Here is a 20,126-nt window from a genome sequence, read left to right as displayed (position 1 = left end):
CTACTGTAGGAGGTGAGCCTTCGCCCAACTGAGTAAGAGAATTGTTTTATGGTTTCCGATTTGATGAATGAAAAATTGGAGGGGTTTACATGAAAAAGCTTGCCATTACTTTGTTGTCATCTGCGTTAGTTCTAACCGCTGCCGCGGGATGCGCCAAAACAGACGAGAAAAAAAATGCGGGCAATGCGCCGGCAGCGACAACGGGTTCGAAAGAGAAAGTTGAGCTCACTTGGTGGGTAGATGCACGCGGAGATGTGAAGCAAGTCTATGATGACATCAAAGCAGGATTTGAAAAAGCGAATCCAAATGTGAAAATTAACATGGTTGTAACGCCGGACGACAAAATCAATGAACGAATCAGCGTCGCCGCCAATACGAACGAAGTTCCTGACATTCAACAAGGTTCATTCTTCTGGCCATTGTCTTATGCCAAAAAAGGCCTGCTGGTTCCGCTTGACGATATGATCGACAAACAAGATTTCGAAGAAAAAACATTGAAGTCCGTTTCGGTTGATAACAAGGTCTTTATTTATCCAAACAGCACGGTTGCTATCGGTTTATTAGTGAATAAAGATTTATTCAAAGAAAAAGGCGCGCTGGATCTGCTACCTCAAAATATGCAGCCGTGGTCTTCCGAACAATTTCTAAAAGCAGCAAAGGCAGTGACGGACCCGTCGAAGCAAACGTACGGTTACGGGCTTTACGCAGGGGATTCCGGCGGTGACCAAGGAACTCATTCGATTTTATGGGGTTTTGGCGCAAAAACATGGAATGATGATGATACGAAGGCAACTCTGAACTCTCCGGAAGGCGTGAAAGGGCTTGAATTCTTGACCAAGCTGACAGATGAGGGCGTGGTTCCGCCAGGCGCGGCCGGCCTAAAAGCGACTGCGGTATTCAACGATATGTTCGTTCAAGGCAAGCTTGGCATGGCGTTTGGCAATATCGGGAATTTACCGACGTTGAATAAAGCGTTTGCTGAAGGTAATGCCAAGAAATTTGATGTCGATATCGTTCCTTTCCCTTCAGTGGACGGAAAATCTTCCAACACCGTATTGTTTGGTTATGGAACCTGGATGTGGAATACCAAAAATGAAGTGAAAATGAAATGGGCCAAAGAGTTTGTGAAATTTGCGAACAACCCGGAAAACATGGGCAAGATGACCCAAGCGGAATCCGTCATTGTAGCGCGTAAATCGCTTGCGAAAAGCTACGAGGCTGGCACAATGAAAAGCAAAACCATCGAATTGTTCAAATACGCCGGAGACATCGGTGTGTCCGTACCAGGGTACCCGCAAACTCGCGCCGCCTTCTACCCTGAGGTTCAGGCCGCATTGACGAAGGCCAAAACGGCTCAGCAAGCATTGGACGACTGGGTGAAGAAGTCAAACGATATTATTGCAGCTTCGTCGAAATAGATCTTTAAATAAGTGAAAATACGTTTCCGGGGTTCGAATCACCGGAAACGTATTTTATTCAAGACCAAATCAAAGGAGAATGAACAATATGAAAACTTATGATTTAGATCGCTTCAAAGGTATAACGGTAGCTATGTATTCTTGCTATGACGAGAAAGGCGAAGTGAGCAAAGAGGCAGCTAAAAAATTAGCACGTCACTATGCCAATATTGGCGTGAATGGTTTATACGTGGGAGGCAGTTCCGGGGAAGGAATGCTTCAAAACGTCGAGGAACGGAAGCAAACGCTTGAGGCGGTTATGGAGGAAGTTGGCCAAGAAATGACGATCATCGCGCATGTTGGCGCACCTTCCACTAGAGATAGCGTCGAGCTATCCAAACATGCTGAGCAAGTAGGCGCTCATGCGATATCGGCTGTACCGTCGATTTATTACCGTTTGTCACCGCAAAGCGTTGAACATCACTGGCAACAAATGATAGACAGCACATCGCTGCCGTTCATTATTTATCATATTCCTCAGACGACAGGGTTTCAATTGTCGAAAGCTTTACTTACGAAAATGGCAGCCCAAGACAAAGTCATCGGTGTGAAAATATCGGCGGAAAGCACCTTTGAATTACAGCAGTTTAAAGCGGCTGGTGGAGATGATTTCCTGGTCTTTAACGGTCCGGACGAGCAGTATTTGGCAGGCCGCAGCATTGGCGCGGACGGCGGTATCGGCGGCACATACGGCGTTATGCCAGAGTTATTTATGAAAATCGAACAGTGTTATGTCGAGGGGAAAGCGGAAGAAGCCCGCAAATGGCAGTTTATTGTAAATGATCTGATTGCGGAACTGCTGTCCTTCCCGTCCTTGTATGGTGCGTGCAAAGAGATTCTGAAGCTGCGCGGTTTGAACACCGGCGAAGCGAGATTGCCGTTCTTGCCGGTTCCAGAGTCGGAAATGGGCCGTTTAGAAGCAATCAACGAGAAAATGATGGCGTATATCAACCAAGCTCAAGTCTAATACATTTAAGGGAAAGGGAGGATGACACATGAGTAGAATGAGCAGCATTTTTCCTGAAAAAGGGTTAATTGTTTCCTGTCAGGCACTTGCCGACGAACCTCTGCACGGCGGCGACACGATGACGAAAATGGCAAGAGCCGCGGTGCAATCCGGAGCGATTGGCATTCGCACGAACGGTGTATTTGATATTCTTTGCATCAAACAAGAAGTTAATGTGCCTGTGATCGGACTTATTAAACGAGATATTCCGGGTTCGGCTATTTTTATTACCCCGACCCTTACCGAAGTGAAAGCCATCGTATCGGCTGGAGCGGATATTGTCGCTTTGGATGTCACGGACCGCGAGGGACGGCTGGAGGCTGTGAAGCCCTTGATTGCTTATGCCCACGAGCATGGAGTGGCTGTTATGGCGGATGTTTCCACGCTGGAGGAAGGGTTGGCCGCAGAGAAACTGGGCGTAGATTTCATCGGAACGACACTTTCGGGTTACACGCCTTACAGCCGGCAGCAAGATGAGCCTGATTTCGAATTGTTGGCTCAATTGTGCGCGTCTGTCCAGGTTCCCGTCGTTGCGGAAGGCCGCATTTGGTCACCGGAGGATGCCGCCAAGGCGATGCAAACCGGAGTCCCCTACGTTGTCGTGGGAAGCGCGATTACCCGTCCGCAGCTGATTACTTCGAGATATGTGAATGCCGTGCGTAATAGCCTGGATTCGGGGGAAGTGAAGCGATGAATGCCGGATGGTATGACGCTCAATCCGCTTATGCGATCGGTGTGGACATAGGCGGTACCAAAATCAATGCAGGCATCGTCAGTAGGTCGGGAGAGGTCCTTTATTCGGTTAGCCTCAGCACCTTAGCGGGGCAAACGCATACGGGCAATCGGGCAATGGAGGCCGTTGAAAATTTGCTCCAGAAAGTGGTGCTGGAGCGGCCCGACATTCGAATACGGGGCATCGGGATCGGAAGCGCCGGGCAGATTGAATGGGCGAGCGGTCAAATTCGATTTTCCTCCGATCTTATACCGGGTTATCAAGGTACGGAGCTTAAGAAGATCATGCAGGAAAGATTTCATCTGCCCGTACACGTCGACAACGATGTGAATGTACTCGCACTCACGGAAAAGCGGTTTGGTGCTGGAAAGGGAATCGATAACTTTATATGCCTTGCTCTCGGAACCGGAGTAGGAGGAGCTATCGTAGTTGAAGGCCGCTTAGTGCATGGCGCTTGGGGCGGAGCTGGTGAAATTGGCCATATGTCCGTTAATTTTCAAGGTCCGTTCTGCATATGCGGTGGGCGTGGTTGTCTGGAGCAATACGCATCCGGGACCAGTATCGCCAGAAGGATGAAAGAGAAGCTGGTGACAGAGGGGCTTTCTGTGGAGGATGTGGATACGCGCGAAGTTTTTGCCCGTTGGCATGCTGGCGAACCGCTTGCTAGTAGGATTATGGAAGAAACAATAGCCGCTCTAGGCACAGCTATTGCCTCGTTGATTCACACGTTTAATCCGGGGCTGATCGTCATCGGCGGCGGCGTTGCAGAAGCGGGTGAGCTTCTGTTTGACCGGCTGCGTCAAGAAGTGCGCAGTCGAACAATGGCTTCTATGTTGGATGCCGTTCGTATCGAGCCGGCCTATAAAGGCAATTGGAGCGGCATGATCGGCGCGGCTTTGCAAATCTGGGAATACGCAGACGAAGAGGTGCAGCTATGATTATAGGAAATAAGGAAAATTGGAGCAAGGAACGGCAGTTTGTCCATCCGGTGCTTAGGAAAATCATAGATGAGGTACAAGGCGTGGATTTCTCCAAAATTGGGAATGGCAGATATACGTTACAAGGCGACGATATTTACTATACGGTCATGGAACTGGATGCAAGGGACGTGCAAGAAACCCGGGCAGAGAAGCACAACACGTATATCGACATTCACTTATTGTTAGACGGCATAGAAACGATCGGTTGGGCGGGAGAATCGGCTGACCTTACTGTGGTTGAAAGCAGCAAAGAAAATGATTATAGCTTGTACGATAACGCTGCCGGGGAACAGTATCTGGAGCTTACGCCAGGCATGTACGCTGTCTTTTATCCGCATGATGTTCATAGGCCAGGCCTAATGGGAAAAGACGCCCCTGCTCCTTCCCGCATTCGGAAAGCTGTCGTGAAAGTCAATAAAGACCTTTTCATAGGAGGATAGTCCAGGATGCCTGTCGTTGATTTATCGTTAGAGCAGTTGAAAACCTATGAAGGGCGTAATCCGAGGCCAATGGATTTTGACGCCTATTGGGATCAAGCGCTTCAAGAGATGCAGGCCGTTGATCCTTGCGTGGAACTCATTCCCGCTGAATTTCAAGTGCCTTCCGCTGAATGTTTTCACTTGTATTTTACAGGTGTAAACGGAGCGCGTATTTACGCTAAATATGTACGGCCCAAAACGGCGGGTGGACAGCATCCGGCTGTCCTGCAGTTTCATGGCTATTCCGGCTGCAGCGGGGACTGGTCGGAGATGTTGGCCTACACAGCGCTCGGCTGCTCAACCGCATGGCTTGATGTTCGGGGCCAAGGCGGGCTATCCGAAGATACAGGCGGTGTCGTCGGCAATACTTTGCGAGGCCATATCATTCGCGGATTGCAAGATCATGACCCGCACAAGCTGTTCTTCCGTCATGTGTTTCTGGATACGGCGCAACTAGCCGCCATCGTCATGAACTTTCCGGAGGTGGATGCGGGCCGGGTTGGCGTTACCGGTTGGTCGCAAGGAGGCGCACTGGCGATTGCTTGTGCGGCGCTTGAGCCGAGAATTCGCAAAGTGGCTTCGGTCTACCCCTTTTTGAGCGATTACAAGAGAGTTTGGGAAATGGACCTAGCGAGGGATGCGTATTGGGAGCTTCAGAATTTCTTCCGTTATTTCGATCCCCAGCATCTTCGAGAGGAAGAGTGGTTTACCAAACTGGGATATATCGATATACAACATTTAGCACCGCGAATTCAAGCGGACGCATTAATTGGTGTTGGTCTGAGGGATACGGTTTGTCCGCCATCCTCCCAATTTGCTGCCATCAATAAGATGAAAACATCGGTCAAACTTGAAATTTATCCGGATTTCAGTCATGAACCGATTCCAGGCTTGAAGGATCAGATTCTGCAATTTATGGCCCGTTTGTAGAACAGGGCAGAGGAGCATAACGAGATGAAGAGCGTGCGTTTTGGGGTAGTGGGCAGTGGGTATTTCGGCGGGGAGCTGGCCAGGACGTTAAATCGGCTTGAAGGCTCAAGCGTCGTTGCCGTTCATGGGGGCAGCCGAGCCGCGCTGTTGGCGGAGGAGCTGCATTGTGAAGCGATGGAAAGCCTGGAAGACTTGGTACAGCGGGATGATATCGATGCGATTATCGTGGCATCCCCAAGCCATGCTCACAAAGAACCGGTTATGCTGGCAGCCCAACATGGGAAGCATGTGTTTTGTGAAAAACCGATTGCTCTTACATTGAGCGATTGTGAAGAAATGGTCAAGGCATGCAAGTCGGCGGGTGTGGTATTTATGGCCGGACATATCATGCATTTTATGAACGGCGTCAACCAAGTCAAAGCTTGGATTGCCAGTGGCGAGATTGGCCGACCGCTTGTCTGCCATGCTGAACGGACCGGCTGGGAGGATAGGCAAGCCAGTGTCAGCTGGAAGAAAAACAATGCCACCTCAGGCGGGCATCTATTTCACCACATCCATGAGCTGGATTTCTTGCAAGCCATCATGGGACCGGCGGTATCGGTTTGCATGGCAGGGGGCAATCTGGCGCATCAGGGAGAAGGCTTCGGCGATGAGGAAGACGTCCTGCTTCTGACATTGTTGTTCGCAGACGGTACGCTCGGAACGATGCAATACGGCTCGGGATTTCGCTGGGGCGAGCATTTCGTCAAGATCAACGGAACTGAAGGAGCGATCCTGCTGGATTTGAAGCAATCGAAAGTTGAACTGTATCAGAACGGACGTATCACCAGCCGTCATCTGAATGATTCCGCCGAAGAAGATATGGAACGCGCGCAGTCCTATCAAAACGTCGACGGCGCTGTCGCTTATGGAACAGCCGCTTCCAGGATGCCGAGCTGGTTAGCTGCTCTGATCGAAAAGGAAATGTCCGCATTCCGGAATGCCGTAAATGGAATACCTGTAGGTGAAAATGTGCAAATGCTGTTTGACGGGACAGCCGCCACAACGTCCATTGCTACCGCTGAAGCCGCTATGGCTTCTCTGCGTGAGAAGAAGTGGATCAGCGTATCATGAAGCGAAGGAGCGGGAGACAATGACTTCTTTGGGATTCGGCGTTATCGGATGTGGTAATTTCGGAGGCGAGTTCGCTAGAATTTTGAATGGGCTCGAAGGTACGAGAACGGTTGCTGTAGTTGGAGGAGCGGATGATAGCGCCAAGCTGCTATCGGAAGAGCTCCAGTGTGCCACGGCTGCAAGTGTTGAAGCGCTGGTCGCACGCGATGATGTGGATGCCGTCATTGTGGCCAGTCCGAATCATCTTCACAAACAACATGTCATTCTAGCGGCGCAGCATGGCAAGCACGTGTTTTGTGAGAAGCCGATCGCTTTATCCTTGGCCGACTGTGAGGACATGATTGCGGCTTGCCGGAGAGCTTCTGTCCACATGATGGCCGGACATATCCTTCATTTTATGAGCGGCGTGCAGCAAGTGAAGCGATTGATCGAACAGGGTGCCATTGGGAAGCCGATCGTTTCTCACGCGGAGCGAACGGGCTGGCAGGATAAACAAGCCGGCTCCAGTTGGAAGCAGAATCCTGCACAGACCGGAGGGTATTTATTTCATTTTATCCACGAGCTAGATCTTGTTCAAACGCTTCTTGGACCTGCGGCATCCGTTGTTTTGGCGGGATCGTGGATAGATCCTGCCCTTCATGCTTCCAGTAATCCGGATCATCTGCTGCTGACTATGGAATTCTCCAACGGAGCTTTAGGTACGATGCAGTACGGCTCCGGATTCAGACAGGGAGGGCACTTTGTCAAAATCAACGGAACGGAAGGCGCTGTGTTCGTCAACTTTAAACGGTCCGAAATCGTCGTGAAAAGCGGTAATCACATCACATCGTTTGGCATCAACGGGAGCCCGGATGAAGATGAGGACCGTGTTCATGATTATAGGCGGGCAGAAGGGAAAGTCGTGTTCACAAGCCCTCAAACTCGTCCACCGCTTTTCTTAAGGAAGCCGATGGAAGCGGAAATGGCGTGCTTTCGCGATGCCATCGCAGGCAAGCCTGTGGCTCAGGCGTATCTCTCGCTCTTCGACGGGACGTCAGCCCGTTCTTCGATTGCAACCGCAGAGGCTGCTATGGTCTCGCTTAGGAAGCAATCGTGGAAACAAGTAGGAACATATAAGTAAGCAATATCCAGGAGAACCGCATGCGCCTAAGCAGAAATGGCTTGTGCGGTTTTTCTATTAGAGGTATACAGTTGGATGGAGGTGGGTCCATGTATAAGGTTCTTATTGTGGATGATGAAAAAAACATCAGGGAACGATTAGTCACTTTGTTTCCATGGAAGGAAGCGGGATTCGAGGTTATCGGTTCAGCCTGTGATGGCCGGGAAGCCCTTGAACAAATGGAGCAGCACAATCCCCATGTGGTGTTGACGGATATCCGGATGCCGGAAATGAACGGTCTGGAGCTTGCCCAAAAGGTCCAAGAAACGTATCCAAACACGAAAGTACTTGTCCTTTCCGCCTACGATGATTTCAAATACGCCCAAGATGCCATTCGGTTCGGTGTAAAGGGTTATTTATTGAAGCCTGTGATGAAAGAAGAAATTATGGGGGTTATGCATAATCTGGCCATTGAGTTGAAGAAAGATGAAGACATAGCCGATAGTCAAAAGACGGGAATTCCGGACGTACAGGAAGAAGCGATGCTTATCGACCTGATCAAAGGGGAACATGTACGACAGTACGACGAACCCTGGCTTCAGGAGTATATGCGGGTCATCGTTTGTTCGTTCGGCAGATGGTTTGAAAAAGACTTAAGTTTATCGATTAGGCATTATATTGCTGAATGGACGATGGATTATTGGAAGGATAGCCAGACTCCCGTCTTATATTATGGTAACCAATTGGTTCTTTTTGCACATCATCCCCGGCCAATCAGCAAATATGATCTGAAAGACCAGCTTGAACATTATTCGGATTTGCTCAAAGCATCGCTCAGATCCGTCTTTGGGAAAGAATGCGTGCTGTCCATCAGCGTCGGCAATTTGATTAAGGATCCTAGCGAGATCCACTCTTCCTTTAATCAAGCCGTTTATGCTTTGAGTTATCAATTTAACAATCAACAGCATGCGATCTTTTTTTACCAGGAATTGTTGGCTGAAGAGCTTGGCGAATATGCCAAAGAGAACGAACAAGAGCAACTAAGCCTTGTCATGGACAAATTGATTCAATCCGTTCTTGCCCGTGAAAATGAGGAATCCGCTTCCCGTCTTCGGGGCTTCTTTGATGTCGTGGAACAAGGGAAACGAATGAATATAGAAGAAGTCCGAATAACCTTTTCAGAGATCATTTTATCGCTTTCTTTGAAAGCCAAAGACAAAGGACTTGCGTTGCCGACTTTGGATAAGAAGCAGGCGCTTGCCTATATTTATACCGCTCCATCCCTCGGTGAATTGAAAATTTGGCTGAAACAAACGATCGAAAAGCTGTCTATCTCGCCTATCGAGCAAAATGCTGAAAATCGTTACGTACATACAGCCAAGCAATACGTGCATAAGCATTACGCCGCTAAGATTACGCTGGAGGATATGGCGGGGCAATTATTTATTCATCCGTCGTATTTCAGTTCCATTTTCAAAAAAGAAACCGGTCATAATTTTATTGATTATGTGAATGAAGTCAGGGTCCGCAAATCCGTAGAATTGCTAAAGCACAAAGAGTATAAGATCAAGGAAATTTCTGCGATGGTCGGCATTCATAATCATTCTTATTTCAATAAGGTTTTTAAAAAAGTGATGGGCGTCAAACCTCTTGTATTTCGGTCCAACCCTACTTACAACCAAAGCGGAGGCTCATGATGTTTCGGAAAATGAGGGGATTCCAGAGGATTTCATTTCGAAATTTTCTGATGCTGTTTTCTTTAAGCGCCATGCTTATTCTATTATTGCTGCTGAGCAGCGTTTTTTTCTTTAAAATCAAAAACTTTATTGAAGAAAAAAAGCAGTTTGTCATCAGTACCCGAATGAACCAGATTTCCTATGAGTTAAATACGAGCCTTAGCAACATGTACGCGATGGTCAATCATTTAACGACGAATGAGCGGATTGCCGACTATATGCAGCAAATGGGTGAGACGAATACAAACGCCATCACAAAATATCAACTTTCCATGGATTTCGAGAAATATTTGTACAACATCCGGCAAGAAAATGAAATCATCGATTCCATCGTTGTCATCACATCCCAAAATCAATTCAGTTCCGATCACACTTACTTGGACTTCAATCTGAACGGGATTCAGGTGAAAAGCGAGTTAGCCAAAGAACATTATCTGGTCCTCCAAGGGAAAGCTGCTGCAAGCCTCATCCCGCCTTCTGATCCTGATCATCCCAAAGGAGTGTCGCATGCACTGGACGAGTTGAATAAACGGGCGTTTTTTGCCGCCAATCTGATAGGGAAAGACGGGGCCAATAACGGGGTTATCTTAATCCTGTTGAACCCTCAGTATGTGAAGGACGCTGTACCTTACAACGAGAACATCCTGCTGTTCGACGCTAATCGCGATTTGATTTTCCGCGGGTCTGAAGTGGATTTATCTGTTCGTGTGGAAACTCATGATACGACCATTCCTTTTAATCATATGCAGCTGGTCTATGTTGAACGGATGGACGTTTACCGGCAGCAGCTCCTTTTCATGGCCAAATTAACGGCAGCTACTTGTCTGCTGGCGTTACTTGTTGCGTTCGTTTCTTCCAGGTTCATTTCAAGCAAAATCCTGAAACCCGTTTATGAAGTCATCCAATTATTTAAGATGTACGAGTTTGCCAAAGATAGAGGGTCGAATGAAAGCAAATTCGTGACGGACATCGGTCGATTCAATCTGCGAGACCGGTTTTTGCTTTATTTTATCATTACGATACTGCTGCCTCTTCTAGTCTATATGGTTATCTTTTACTGGAATTCCTCCAACATCGTGGTTGACGATTTAAAAAAGAGCCATGATTCCTTATTTGCGAAAACAGCCAGTTATCTAGAGCATGATATCAATCAAAAAGAGGTGCTGATGGCTCGGATTTCATTGGATACGGCCGTACAGCATGAGATCCTGGCAAAAGATATGAAAACGCTCGAAAAAGAGCTGCTTTATGATAATCATGATTTAGGGCTGAATCGCGATGTCATTCGTATCTACGACCGATCCAACACGCTGATATTTTCAAATCGATATAAACAAACCGGAGAGTTGGACTTTGGCTTTTACAATCAAATGAAAGGGTCCGGCAGAAAAATAAGTTATCATCTGACCAAGGATGACTTCGGCAATGCTTCCATCGTCTTGGGAATGCCGATCATCTCGCTGGAGAAATATCCGGAAATTGTAGGCTATATGACAGTGGATTTAGATAGTGGGTACCTTTCCAATCTGTATGGGGAATTCAAGCAGAACGGCAGTGAAATGTTTATCGTTGACAAGGACAACCGGATTGTATCCCATCCTATTGCGGCACAAATCGGGAAAGTGCTGGATTCGCCAATTGGGTCCTACAGCGGGAATTATTACGACTTCGCCAAGGAGATAGGCGGTGTTTCTTGGACGTTTATTTCCAGGTATAACGAATCAGACGTAGAAGACCAGGTTATCGACTTATTTGTAAGCAATTCGTATCTGTTCTTTCTGATTTTCCTTCTCATGCTGTTGTTTTCTTTCTATATGTCGCAGCGCATGCTCAAACCCCTAGGCAGGCTGAATCAAATGTTGAATGAATATGAACTGGGGGAAAGCCACCGAATTGTTTTGGATCGTGTTTCCGGTATTGACGAAGTGGACCTGCTCAGCCGAAATTTTAATCAGATGGTCAGACGAATCGATGATCTGGTCGTCGAAACGCTTGTAGCAGACAAAGAAAGAATCAAACTGGAATATGAGAAAAAGGAAATTCAATTGATCGCTTTGCAGTCGCAAATCAATCCGCACTTTTTGTACAATACTTTGGATAATCTCATCTATCTTGTTGAGACGAAAGAAGTGGACAGAGCCGTCGAAATGATTAATTCGATCTCCAGACTATTTCGTTATATCACGAACCGGGAACAAATGATGGGAATGAAAGATGAAATCATATATGCCAAAACCTATATACACATCATGTCCTGCAGGTACGATAATTTTCAATGCGTGTGGCATGTGGATGATGCGATCCTGGAATGCGGCGCTTTAAAGCTGATTCTGCAGCCAATTATCGAGAATGCCATCCATCACGGAGCAAGGCAAACCAGAAAACAGGTAACGATTGAAATTTCCTGTATGCTGCAAGAGGGTACTATTCGTATGACCGTTACGGACAATGCGTTAGGCATGCGGCAGGACCAACTATCGGAAGTTCGCGAGCGGCTTGCGGATCCCGGCGTGAAGAAGGCTGGCATTTATAATGTCCATGCACGAATTAAATTGCATTTCGGAGAAGCCTATGGACTGGACATCGACAGCCGTTATGGAGAGGGTACGAAGGTGACCATCCTACTTCCAGCAAAATAGTAAAAGCAGACTAAACATATTGAGATTGTGGTACAAGATCTATAGATCGTGTCACTAATCGAAGCTGCTTTTTTCTATAATCGAATGTGTAAGCGTTACCAATATATCGTAGAAAGGAGAGGCGGCTTAACCATGGAAATCACCCTTCAGCATGCTGACGCTCCATCGGTACGCAAAAAAAATGAAATCTGGCTTAGAGCCAAGAAGATGAAGATGCTCTACCTCATGATGCTGCTTCCGATGATTTTGTTATTCGTTTTTCATTACATTCCGATCTATGGCATTGTGATCGCTTTCAAAAAGTTTTCGCCCGGTTTAGGCATCTGGAAAAGTCCATGGAATGATTTTGCGCATTTCAAAAGCTTGTTACACGATTCCCTTTTTATTCGCGCTCTAAAAAATACGCTCATTATCAGCGGGTTAAAGTTGGTCGTAGCTTTTCCGGCTCCCATTATGCTGGCCGTGCTGTTAAACGAAGTCAAACAGGTGTGGTTTAAAAAGGTAGCGCAGTCCGTTTCGTATTTGCCGCATTTTATGTCTTGGGTCATCTTAGCGTCCATGGTGGGCGAGGTGCTTTCTCCTCAACGGGGGATCATCAACTACGTCATCCATTCGCTCGGGGGAACGCCGATCAATTTTTTAGCGGATACTCATTATTTTATTCCCATGCTGATCTTGACGGATGTGTGGAAAGAGATTGGTTGGGGGGCCATCATTTATTTGGCAGCTATTTCTTCGATCAATCCGGATCTTTATGAAGCGGCAGATGTCGACGGGGCGGGACGATTCAAGAAGATGCTGCACATTACAATCCCGTCGCTCATTCCGATGATCGTGATCTTGTTTATCCTGGGCCTGGGCAACATTTTGAATGGGGGCTTTGATCAGATTCTAAATCTGTATAACCCAGTCGTTTATGAGGTCGCTGACATCATTGATACCTACGTATACCGGAAGGGTCTGGAACAGTTTCAATTGGATTATGCGACAGCCGTCGGTTTATTCAAAAATGTCGTGGGCGTGATTCTCATTGTGGGAGCGAATGCCATCATCCGCAAACGAAGCGAACATGGCATTTGGTAAGAAGGAGGAGCACGGAATGCTCAAAACGCGATTGTCCATTTTTGACACGCTAAATATGTTAGGGATCAGCTTATTTTCCCTCGCAGTCTTATACCCGTTCTGGCAAACATTCGTTCTGTCCTTCTCGGACGCGAATGGCGCCTCAACACTTGGTATTCATCTGTGGCCGGAACAATGGGTAACGGTTGCTTATCAGTTCGTTTTTAGCTATCAAAACATTACGTCCGCCTATCTGAATACGATCCTTCGAACCGTTATCGGTACGACGCTCATCGTTTTTTTTACCTTGCTGGTCGCTTATCCGTTATCCAAAAAAGATTTGCCTTTTCGTAATTACTTCACAGCCTTTTTCCTTATCGCCATGTTTTTCTCAGGGGGAATGATCCCCACTTACTTATTGATTAAAAGTTTAGGTCTCCTTGATAACCGTCTTGCGCTCATTTTACCCGGAGCGGTTAATGTGTTCTCGATTATCATCATGCGCAATTATTTGATGACGCTCGATAAAGGGCTTGAGGAGTCGGCGTTGATCGATGGAGCCGGTTATTTCAAGATTTTGACCAAGATTATCATCCCCTTGTCCAAACCGGTCATTGCGACAGTTGCGCTGTGGGCGGCAGTGGGGCACTGGAACGCATGGTTTGATGCGATGATCTATATTCGCGACCCTTCCAAAACGGTTCTGCAGATGATTGTCAGGCAGATGATCGTTGCACTGGATTTGTCACAGACACAATTCGGGGGTGGCGGGTCGACAAATACCAATTTATTGCTGAGCAATGTTCGTGCAGCGACGGTTATGATGTCGATTGGTCCAATTATTCTCATTTACCCGTTCGCGCAGAAATATTTCATCAAGGGCATTATGATCGGCTCTTTGAAAGGTTAATCACCGGTCGTGAACACAAATAAAGGGGAGGCAATTTGTATGCAAATTCGATTCAAAATTTTATTTTCGGCGGTGCTTGCTGGATCGCTAGTGATCGGATCGGTAGGGTGCAGTCAGCAAGAAGCATCCGGTGTCAGCATGGCAGGCCAGGCGCAAGGGAATACAGCTACGGGGCTGCCTGCGCCGGGGGACTTCTCCAAGCCGCTTGATTTAAGGCTGACAGGATCTTTTACAAGAGGGAAGATTGAGGACGGGAACTGGGTACAGAAGAAATTGGAAGAAAAGTACAACATCAAGATCAGCAATGTGAAGGTGGATACGTTTAACAAAGACCAGGTGCAGTTGCTGGTCGCATCTGGAGATTTGCCGGATACGTTTTCCTTTACGGTGCAGTCCCTGTCGGCGTTGGAATTTTACGAAAACGGACTGACGAGAACGATTCCGAAAGAGATGCTGAAGAAATACGCGCCCCTTTATTCCAAAATGCTCGATGAAAATGTTCCGGGCTGGGATATGAATTTGGCGCCGGGCAAAAAAGACGAATATTTGGCTCTCGTCGGGTATCAGGGACATACCAAAAACTTAATTTGGGCGCCAACCTTCCGGTTCGATTGGCTTGAGAAACTGGGGATTCAACCTCCGGGCGAGATAAAACCTATTGGCACAAGTGGAGGCTTGGAACGAATCTACTTCACGGATAAGGCCTATACGCTGGAGCAGACGGAAGAAATCTTAAAGGCTTTCGCCCAGAAGGACCCGGACAGTAACGGGAAAAACGATACTTATGGCATGCTGCCGTTCAACAACTCGTTTACGGCCTGGGGCAGCACGCTGCTCGGGGCTTACGGGGCAGCAAGCGGCTACAACCTGGAGGAGAACGGCAAGCTGACGGCCGCTGAAATTTCCGATAAATACAAAGAGTTCTTGAAGATGATGGCGAGATGGAACAAAGAAGGCTTGATTGATCCAGAGTGGACGACAATCGATGTGAACAAGAGCTGGGAGAAATTCAAGCTGGGCAAAACCGGCTATTATCCGGCGCAGCCTGCTTATGTCGGGATGGATGCTTGGACGAAGGGGCGCGCTCCGGCAAACATTATAGAGAAGGACCCCGCTGTTAAATTACTCGTAACCGCGCCCGAGATCGGTCCGAACGGACAGCAAGGGGAAGGCGCCTTCACTCCAGTGAACAGGCTGGGCGATGCTTTCTACGTTTCCAAGAAAGTGACGGATGAGCAGCTGGTGCGTATTCTGCAAATTTTCGATTACATCAACTTTGATGACGATTCCCGCTGGACACTTTACGGAGATGTCGGCACCCATTCCACATGGCAGGGCACTCCGGAGAAATCGGAGATTAAAGTCAAACCGGAGTACCCGGAGAACGAAGGGAGTATGGGCTTCTGGGCATATAACTTCAGGTCGTACGATGACAGAAGAGCGTCCTATCAGACCTCCGAAGCAACAACGAAGTTGAAAAATGATTTCTTCGGCAAACCGGACGTATTGAAGAAGATGGAAATCAGGCCTTACAAATGGGATTTGATGAACCAAACGAAATATGCGGATCTGAACAAACAATACAGCGGTCAACTGAATACGATCGTGAATGAGTTCCGTTTGAAAGCCATTGCCGGACAAATCGATATCGATAAGGAATGGGATAAATACGTTCAGAATTATTTGAACAGCGGTGGTAAAGAAATGTTGGCCGAACTTGACAAGTCGCCGAAAGTCGCCGATTTACTGAATCAAAAATAAAAAACAGGACGTGAATCTCATGAAAAAAAGCGAAGCGATTTCTTTATTTTATCCGGGGTTAGCTGGATCGGCGACCTATCGAATCCCATCCATGATCACGACTTCAAGAGGAACAATTATTGCCGGCATCGATGCACGTATAAGCAACAGCCTGGATAATCCCAACAAAATCAATACAACAATAAGACGTAGTGTAGATCATGGAGTGACATGGGATGATGTGCAAGAGCTTGTGTCCTATCCGGGAGAAGGACGGGACGGGGCGGCAGCGATCGACACCGCTCTGCTCGAGGACGAGGTGACAGGAACGATTTGGATGCTGTTTTCACATACACCTGGGGGAATTGGTCTAAGGTCCTCCGAGATAGGAACGGGGTTTAGCGAGAACGCCGAAAGACTGCTATTTGACAGCAGTGGGAGGGCCTATCGACTGCTTCCGAACGGTTATGTGGCCAATAGCCAAGGAGAGATGACCCTTTTTACAGTTGATGAAGAAGGAAATGTTCATGTTGACGGGGAGACAAAGGGCAATATTTTTCTGAAAAAAGGGATAGATCCCGATGAAACGTTATTAGAAGCGAGAACATCTTTTTTGCAAATCATTAAAAGTGAGGATGACGGTCTGACATGGTCGAGGCCGATCGAATTAAATCCTGCGGTGAAAGAGGCCTGGATGGCATTTATTGGGGCAGGGCCCGGAAGAGGTATTCAGATCAAGCATGGTAATTACAAAGGAAGGCTTGTTTTTCCGATTTACTTTTCGAATCACCATGGAAAAATGTCATGCGCCGTTATTTTCAGCGATGATCATGGGAAAAGCTGGCGCAGAGGCGCCTCCCCGAATGATGGAAGGATGTTCATCGGGCAACCGCTGATGGCAGAGACACTAAGCACGGAGGGTGCGGACCTGACCGAATCCCAGGTGATTGAACTTCCGGATGGCGGGCTGCGCGTATATATGAGAAATCACGCCGGTCTGCATCGAACCGCTGTGGCCATGAGCCTGGATGGCGGCGAGACCTGGAGCGATACGAAGTATGATCAGGCGTTATTGGACCCCGTTTGCCAATCCAGCGTAATTACCTATCCGGACATGGGTGACGGGAAAACAAGAGTTTTGTTTGCTAATCCAGCGGATCCCCACAAGCGGAGAAACGGGACGATCCGTTTGAGCGAAGATGGGGGAAGCACCTGGAAGTATGCCAAAGAGGTCGATGAATATACGTTTTCGTATAGCTGTTTAACGGTTTTGGCTAATGGGGACATTGCACTGCTGTATGAAAGCGATTTTTCTGAAACCAGAGAAATGACCATCAAATTTACAACGTTTTCACTGGATTGGCTCGCGTCATCCTGAGATCCGTATATATTCAAAAGCCCTTGATAAGATCAAGGGCTTTTTCAACTGAATATTTTAATATACACGGTTAACATCCTTATTTAACTGGTAGATGGACCAGGCCAGTAGAGCAGCAAAGCAGGACCACAATAAGTAAGGTACCAGCAACCACGCAGCAAGTTTGGAATAAGGAAGCGTGAAATATATCAACAGAAATGAAGTGAAGGCTACAACAACCGTATCAAGGAAAGCCAAACGCAAGTTTTTTAGGTTAAACTCGATAAAGGTAAAGGCTTGATTAGCGATATAGTTGATCAATAAAGTTACGAAATAGGCGAGGGAGGCTTCCTGAAACCCATTTGTTTTCGTATAAACAATGGCTATCGATAGTGAAATTAGAGCATATATAATGCTCCACACAATCCCGAATAGTTTAGGGGGAGGGCTCCAAGCTGGTTTATTAAGACTAGTATAATAATTAATATCGGTAGGAAATAAAACAGCGGAGAGCGAAAATAATGCATATGCAAGGATAAATACAGTAATAAACATCATAAGAAGCACCTCCATAAAGTCGTCCAAGCTTAATACTATAGTATTTACAAATCCTGAAAAGGATAACCTGTTGAGCAAAAGAAATGGAGTGAAGTCTGTGAAATCAGCATTGGAGCTATCTTCAAAGAACGGTCTCTGGGGTGATCAAAGTGATGGTACGTACATCAATCCTATCCTGCCGGGAGATTTTAGTGACCCTGATGTTATCCGAGTTGGCAGTGATTTCTATTGTATTTCCTCAACCTTGCATTTTTCTCCTGGGATGGTTATTTTGCACTCTAAAGACCTGGTGAATTGGGTGATTATTGGACATGTCGTCGATGATCTCACGCAAATAAGCCCAGAATTGAATTATGATAAAATGAATAGGTACGGCAGAGGCGTTTGGGCGGGCGCAATACGATACTACAAAGATAAGTTCTGGGTCTACTTTTGTACGCCGGACGAAGGATTTTTCATGAGTTCATCGATTCGACCTGAAGGCCCTTGGGAGCCTCTGCAGCATATATGGCAGATCGAAGGCTGGGATGATTGCTGCCCATTTTGGGATGAAGATGGACAGGGCTATCTAGCTGCCACAAATTTCAGCAATGAATACAAGATGCATTTATTTCAGATAAATGAAGAAGGAAACCAGATAAAGAAGGATACTGATTTCGTTTTCCATCAATATAAGGGCAGTGAAGCAACGAAGATTTACAAAATAGAAGGTTTATATTACTTTTTCCACAGTGAGGTTCGGCATCAGGCAGGAAAAGATCTTAGAGTCGTGATGATGCTCAGATCTGCACATATCCATGGTCCATACGAGGAGAAAGAACTCATTCATTCTCATGGTGAGGCACTGGATCGAGAGCCTAATCAGGGAGGTTTGCTGCAAACGGAGGACGGGACATGGTATTTCATCTCACATCAGGGGACTGGCGGGTATTATGAAGGGAGAACCTTGCATTTGCTTCCAGTCACTTGGGTGGAAGGCTGGCCAATCATCGGGGAGGATATCGATGGGGATGGCATTGGAGAAATGGTATGGGGAGGCAAAAAGCCAATACAAGGTTACGCCTTGATCACTCCAAGTACGAGCGTGAACTTTACTAACGCAAGGTTAGAACCTCAATGGGAATGGAATCATCAACCTAGAGATGGCAAATGGTCTTTGACGGAAAGACAGGGTTATCTCCGATTGCATGCTTGCGTGCCTCTAGAGGTTGGGAACTTTTTTACAGTCTGCAACATAGTTACGCAACGAAGCTTGAGAACGGTAAATAATGTAGTCGTCACTAAGATAGATCTATCCGGAATGGAAGATGGGCAGGAGGCAGGCTTATGCCATTTTGGAACGAGGTATTGTACGATTAGTATTAAACAAGAGGGAATAGTTAGAACAATCCAATACAACGATACAGGTATTCAAACGATGGGATCGCGAATCAGTCAGTGTGACCTATGGTTAAGATCTTGTTGGGGGTTAGACGGAATCAACACCTTCTCTTATAGTCTCGATGGTAAAAATTTCATCGATTTCGACGAACGCTATCAACTCAACTGGGGCGATTATCGGGGAGATCGAATCGGCTTATTTAGCTTTAACAATAAAGTGGAAAATGGATATTTGGACATTGAGTGGTTCCACTATCGATATGCAGGCCCTCAGGGGCGATGAATTGCAGCTGGAATATTTCATTTAGTTGCATGTTGAGGGTGCTTTGCAAATTATGATAAGATTGTTAGATATCAAAAGAGAAATTGAGGTGAGTAGCTTGGAGAGACTTTATAGTATGTTAGACTTTAACTCCGAGTTCGTAGAAAAGAAGGAATTTGAAAAATATAAAACAGCTAGGTACAAAGAGAAAAAGATGGTTGTTATCACTTGTATGGACTCTAGACTTACGGAGCTCCTACCCCGAGCATTAAATATTAAGGATGGGAATTCCAAAATCATTAAAGATGCTGGAGCGATTGTTTTGCACCCATTCGGCAGCGTTATGCGTAGCGTAATTGTCGCTATCTATGAATTAAATGCAGACGAAGTGTTTGTGGTCGGGCATCATGATTGTGGGATGAGCTGTATTGACCCTGGGGAAACGATAAATAAAATGAAGGAGAACGGGATATCTTCCGAAATTATCGACACCCTCGAAAGTTCCGGCATTAATTTGCAAAAGTGGCTGCACGGTTTTGATAGTGTTGAAGATTCCGTCAAAGGAAGCGTGCAAACGGTCAAAAACCATCCCCTTCTGCCAAGAAACATTCCAGTTCATGGCCTTGTAATCGATCCGGAAACAGGAAAGTTAGATTTAATAATTGACGGTTATAAACAGTGAGAA

Annotated in this window: 17 protein-coding genes; 16 read left to right on the top strand and 1 reads right to left on the bottom strand. The window is 46.7% G+C overall.

Translation table 11 applies throughout. The features are described 5' to 3' along the window. The first annotated feature begins 89 nt into the window (after positions 1-89). The 14 genes from PCH02S_RS20770 (at position 90) to PCH02S_RS20705 (ending at position 17,262) form a co-directional block, all read left to right on the top strand. A complete protein-coding gene (locus tag PCH02S_RS20770; RefSeq protein ID WP_127455861.1) occupies positions 90-1,418 on the top strand; it encodes an ABC transporter substrate-binding protein in 1,329 nt (442 codons plus the stop codon). A gap of 88 nt (positions 1,419-1,506) precedes the next feature. After that, positions 1,507-2,424, top strand: coding sequence for a dihydrodipicolinate synthase family protein (locus PCH02S_RS20765; protein WP_127455860.1), 918 nt, complete (start codon positions 1,507-1,509; stop codon positions 2,422-2,424). 37 nt (positions 2,425-2,461) lie between these two features. Then, positions 2,462-3,157 (top strand): N-acetylmannosamine-6-phosphate 2-epimerase, encoded by a 696-nt coding sequence (locus tag PCH02S_RS20760; RefSeq protein ID WP_127455900.1) that lies wholly within the window; start codon positions 2,462-2,464, stop codon positions 3,155-3,157. Continuing rightward, the gene (locus tag PCH02S_RS20755; RefSeq protein ID WP_127455859.1) at positions 3,154-4,134 is read left to right on the top strand and encodes an ROK family protein; all 981 of its coding nucleotides are present in this window, start codon (positions 3,154-3,156) and stop codon (positions 4,132-4,134) included. The genes PCH02S_RS20760 and PCH02S_RS20755 overlap by 4 nt, the downstream gene beginning before the upstream one ends. After that, the gene (locus PCH02S_RS20750; RefSeq protein WP_127455858.1) at positions 4,131-4,616 is read left to right on the top strand and encodes a YhcH/YjgK/YiaL family protein; all 486 of its coding nucleotides are present in this window, start codon (positions 4,131-4,133) and stop codon (positions 4,614-4,616) included. Before PCH02S_RS20755 ends, PCH02S_RS20750 begins: the two co-directional genes overlap by 4 nt. A gap of 6 nt (positions 4,617-4,622) precedes the next feature. Continuing rightward, complete coding sequence (locus tag PCH02S_RS20745) at positions 4,623-5,585, top strand: acetylxylan esterase (RefSeq protein ID WP_127455857.1); 963 nt, start codon at positions 4,623-4,625, stop codon at positions 5,583-5,585. Positions 5,586-5,609: 24 nt separating this feature from the next. Continuing rightward, a complete protein-coding gene (locus PCH02S_RS20740; protein ID WP_127455856.1) occupies positions 5,610-6,698 on the top strand; it encodes a Gfo/Idh/MocA family protein in 1,089 nt (362 codons plus the stop codon). Positions 6,699-6,717: 19 nt separating this feature from the next. After that, positions 6,718-7,818 carry a Gfo/Idh/MocA family protein gene (locus tag PCH02S_RS20735; protein WP_164819651.1) on the top strand — a complete coding sequence of 367 codons (1,101 nt, stop codon included), beginning with the start codon at positions 6,718-6,720 and terminating at the stop codon, positions 7,816-7,818. A gap of 89 nt (positions 7,819-7,907) precedes the next feature. Then, positions 7,908-9,494, top strand: coding sequence for a response regulator transcription factor (locus PCH02S_RS20730; protein ID WP_164819650.1), 1,587 nt, complete (start codon positions 7,908-7,910; stop codon positions 9,492-9,494). After that, positions 9,494-12,172 (top strand): sensor histidine kinase, encoded by a 2,679-nt coding sequence (locus tag PCH02S_RS20725; RefSeq protein WP_164819649.1) that lies wholly within the window; start codon positions 9,494-9,496, stop codon positions 12,170-12,172. Before PCH02S_RS20730 ends, PCH02S_RS20725 begins: the two co-directional genes overlap by 1 nt. Before the next feature lie 132 nt (positions 12,173-12,304). Continuing rightward, positions 12,305-13,255 carry an ABC transporter permease gene (locus tag PCH02S_RS20720; protein ID WP_127455852.1) on the top strand — a complete coding sequence of 317 codons (951 nt, stop codon included), beginning with the start codon at positions 12,305-12,307 and terminating at the stop codon, positions 13,253-13,255. A 16-nt stretch (positions 13,256-13,271) separates the two neighbouring features. Further along, complete coding sequence (locus PCH02S_RS20715) at positions 13,272-14,144, top strand: carbohydrate ABC transporter permease (RefSeq protein WP_246069187.1); 873 nt, start codon at positions 13,272-13,274, stop codon at positions 14,142-14,144. A gap of 39 nt (positions 14,145-14,183) precedes the next feature. Then, complete coding sequence (locus tag PCH02S_RS20710) at positions 14,184-15,905, top strand: type 2 periplasmic-binding domain-containing protein (RefSeq protein ID WP_127455851.1); 1,722 nt, start codon at positions 14,184-14,186, stop codon at positions 15,903-15,905. Positions 15,906-15,924: 19 nt separating this feature from the next. After that, complete coding sequence (locus PCH02S_RS20705; protein ID WP_127455850.1) at positions 15,925-17,262, top strand: sialidase family protein; 1,338 nt, start codon at positions 15,925-15,927, stop codon at positions 17,260-17,262. Between the two features lie 57 nt (positions 17,263-17,319). Here PCH02S_RS20705 and PCH02S_RS20700 read toward each other — a convergent pair whose 3' ends face one another. Next, on the bottom strand, positions 17,320-17,799 hold the full coding sequence (locus tag PCH02S_RS20700; RefSeq protein ID WP_127455849.1) for a TspO/MBR family protein: 480 nt from the start codon (positions 17,797-17,799) through the stop codon (positions 17,320-17,322). A gap of 97 nt (positions 17,800-17,896) precedes the next feature. Between PCH02S_RS20700 and PCH02S_RS20695 the strand changes: the two genes are divergently transcribed. Continuing rightward, on the top strand, positions 17,897-19,462 hold the full coding sequence (locus PCH02S_RS20695) for a glycoside hydrolase family 43 protein (RefSeq protein ID WP_218033169.1): 1,566 nt from the start codon (positions 17,897-17,899) through the stop codon (positions 19,460-19,462). A gap of 97 nt (positions 19,463-19,559) precedes the next feature. Beyond that, entirely contained in the window at positions 19,560-20,123 is a 564-nt protein-coding gene (locus PCH02S_RS20690) for a beta-class carbonic anhydrase (RefSeq protein WP_127455897.1), read from the top strand. The last annotated feature ends 3 nt before the right edge of the window (positions 20,124-20,126 follow it).

The organism is Paenibacillus chondroitinus NBRC 15376 (genome assembly GCF_004000765.1).
Classification (GTDB): domain Bacteria; phylum Bacillota; class Bacilli; order Paenibacillales; family NBRC-103111; genus Paenibacillus_E; species Paenibacillus_E chondroitinus.
The sequence above is the reverse complement of the archived record's forward strand: the minus strand, read 5'-3'. Positions and strand labels throughout refer to the sequence as shown.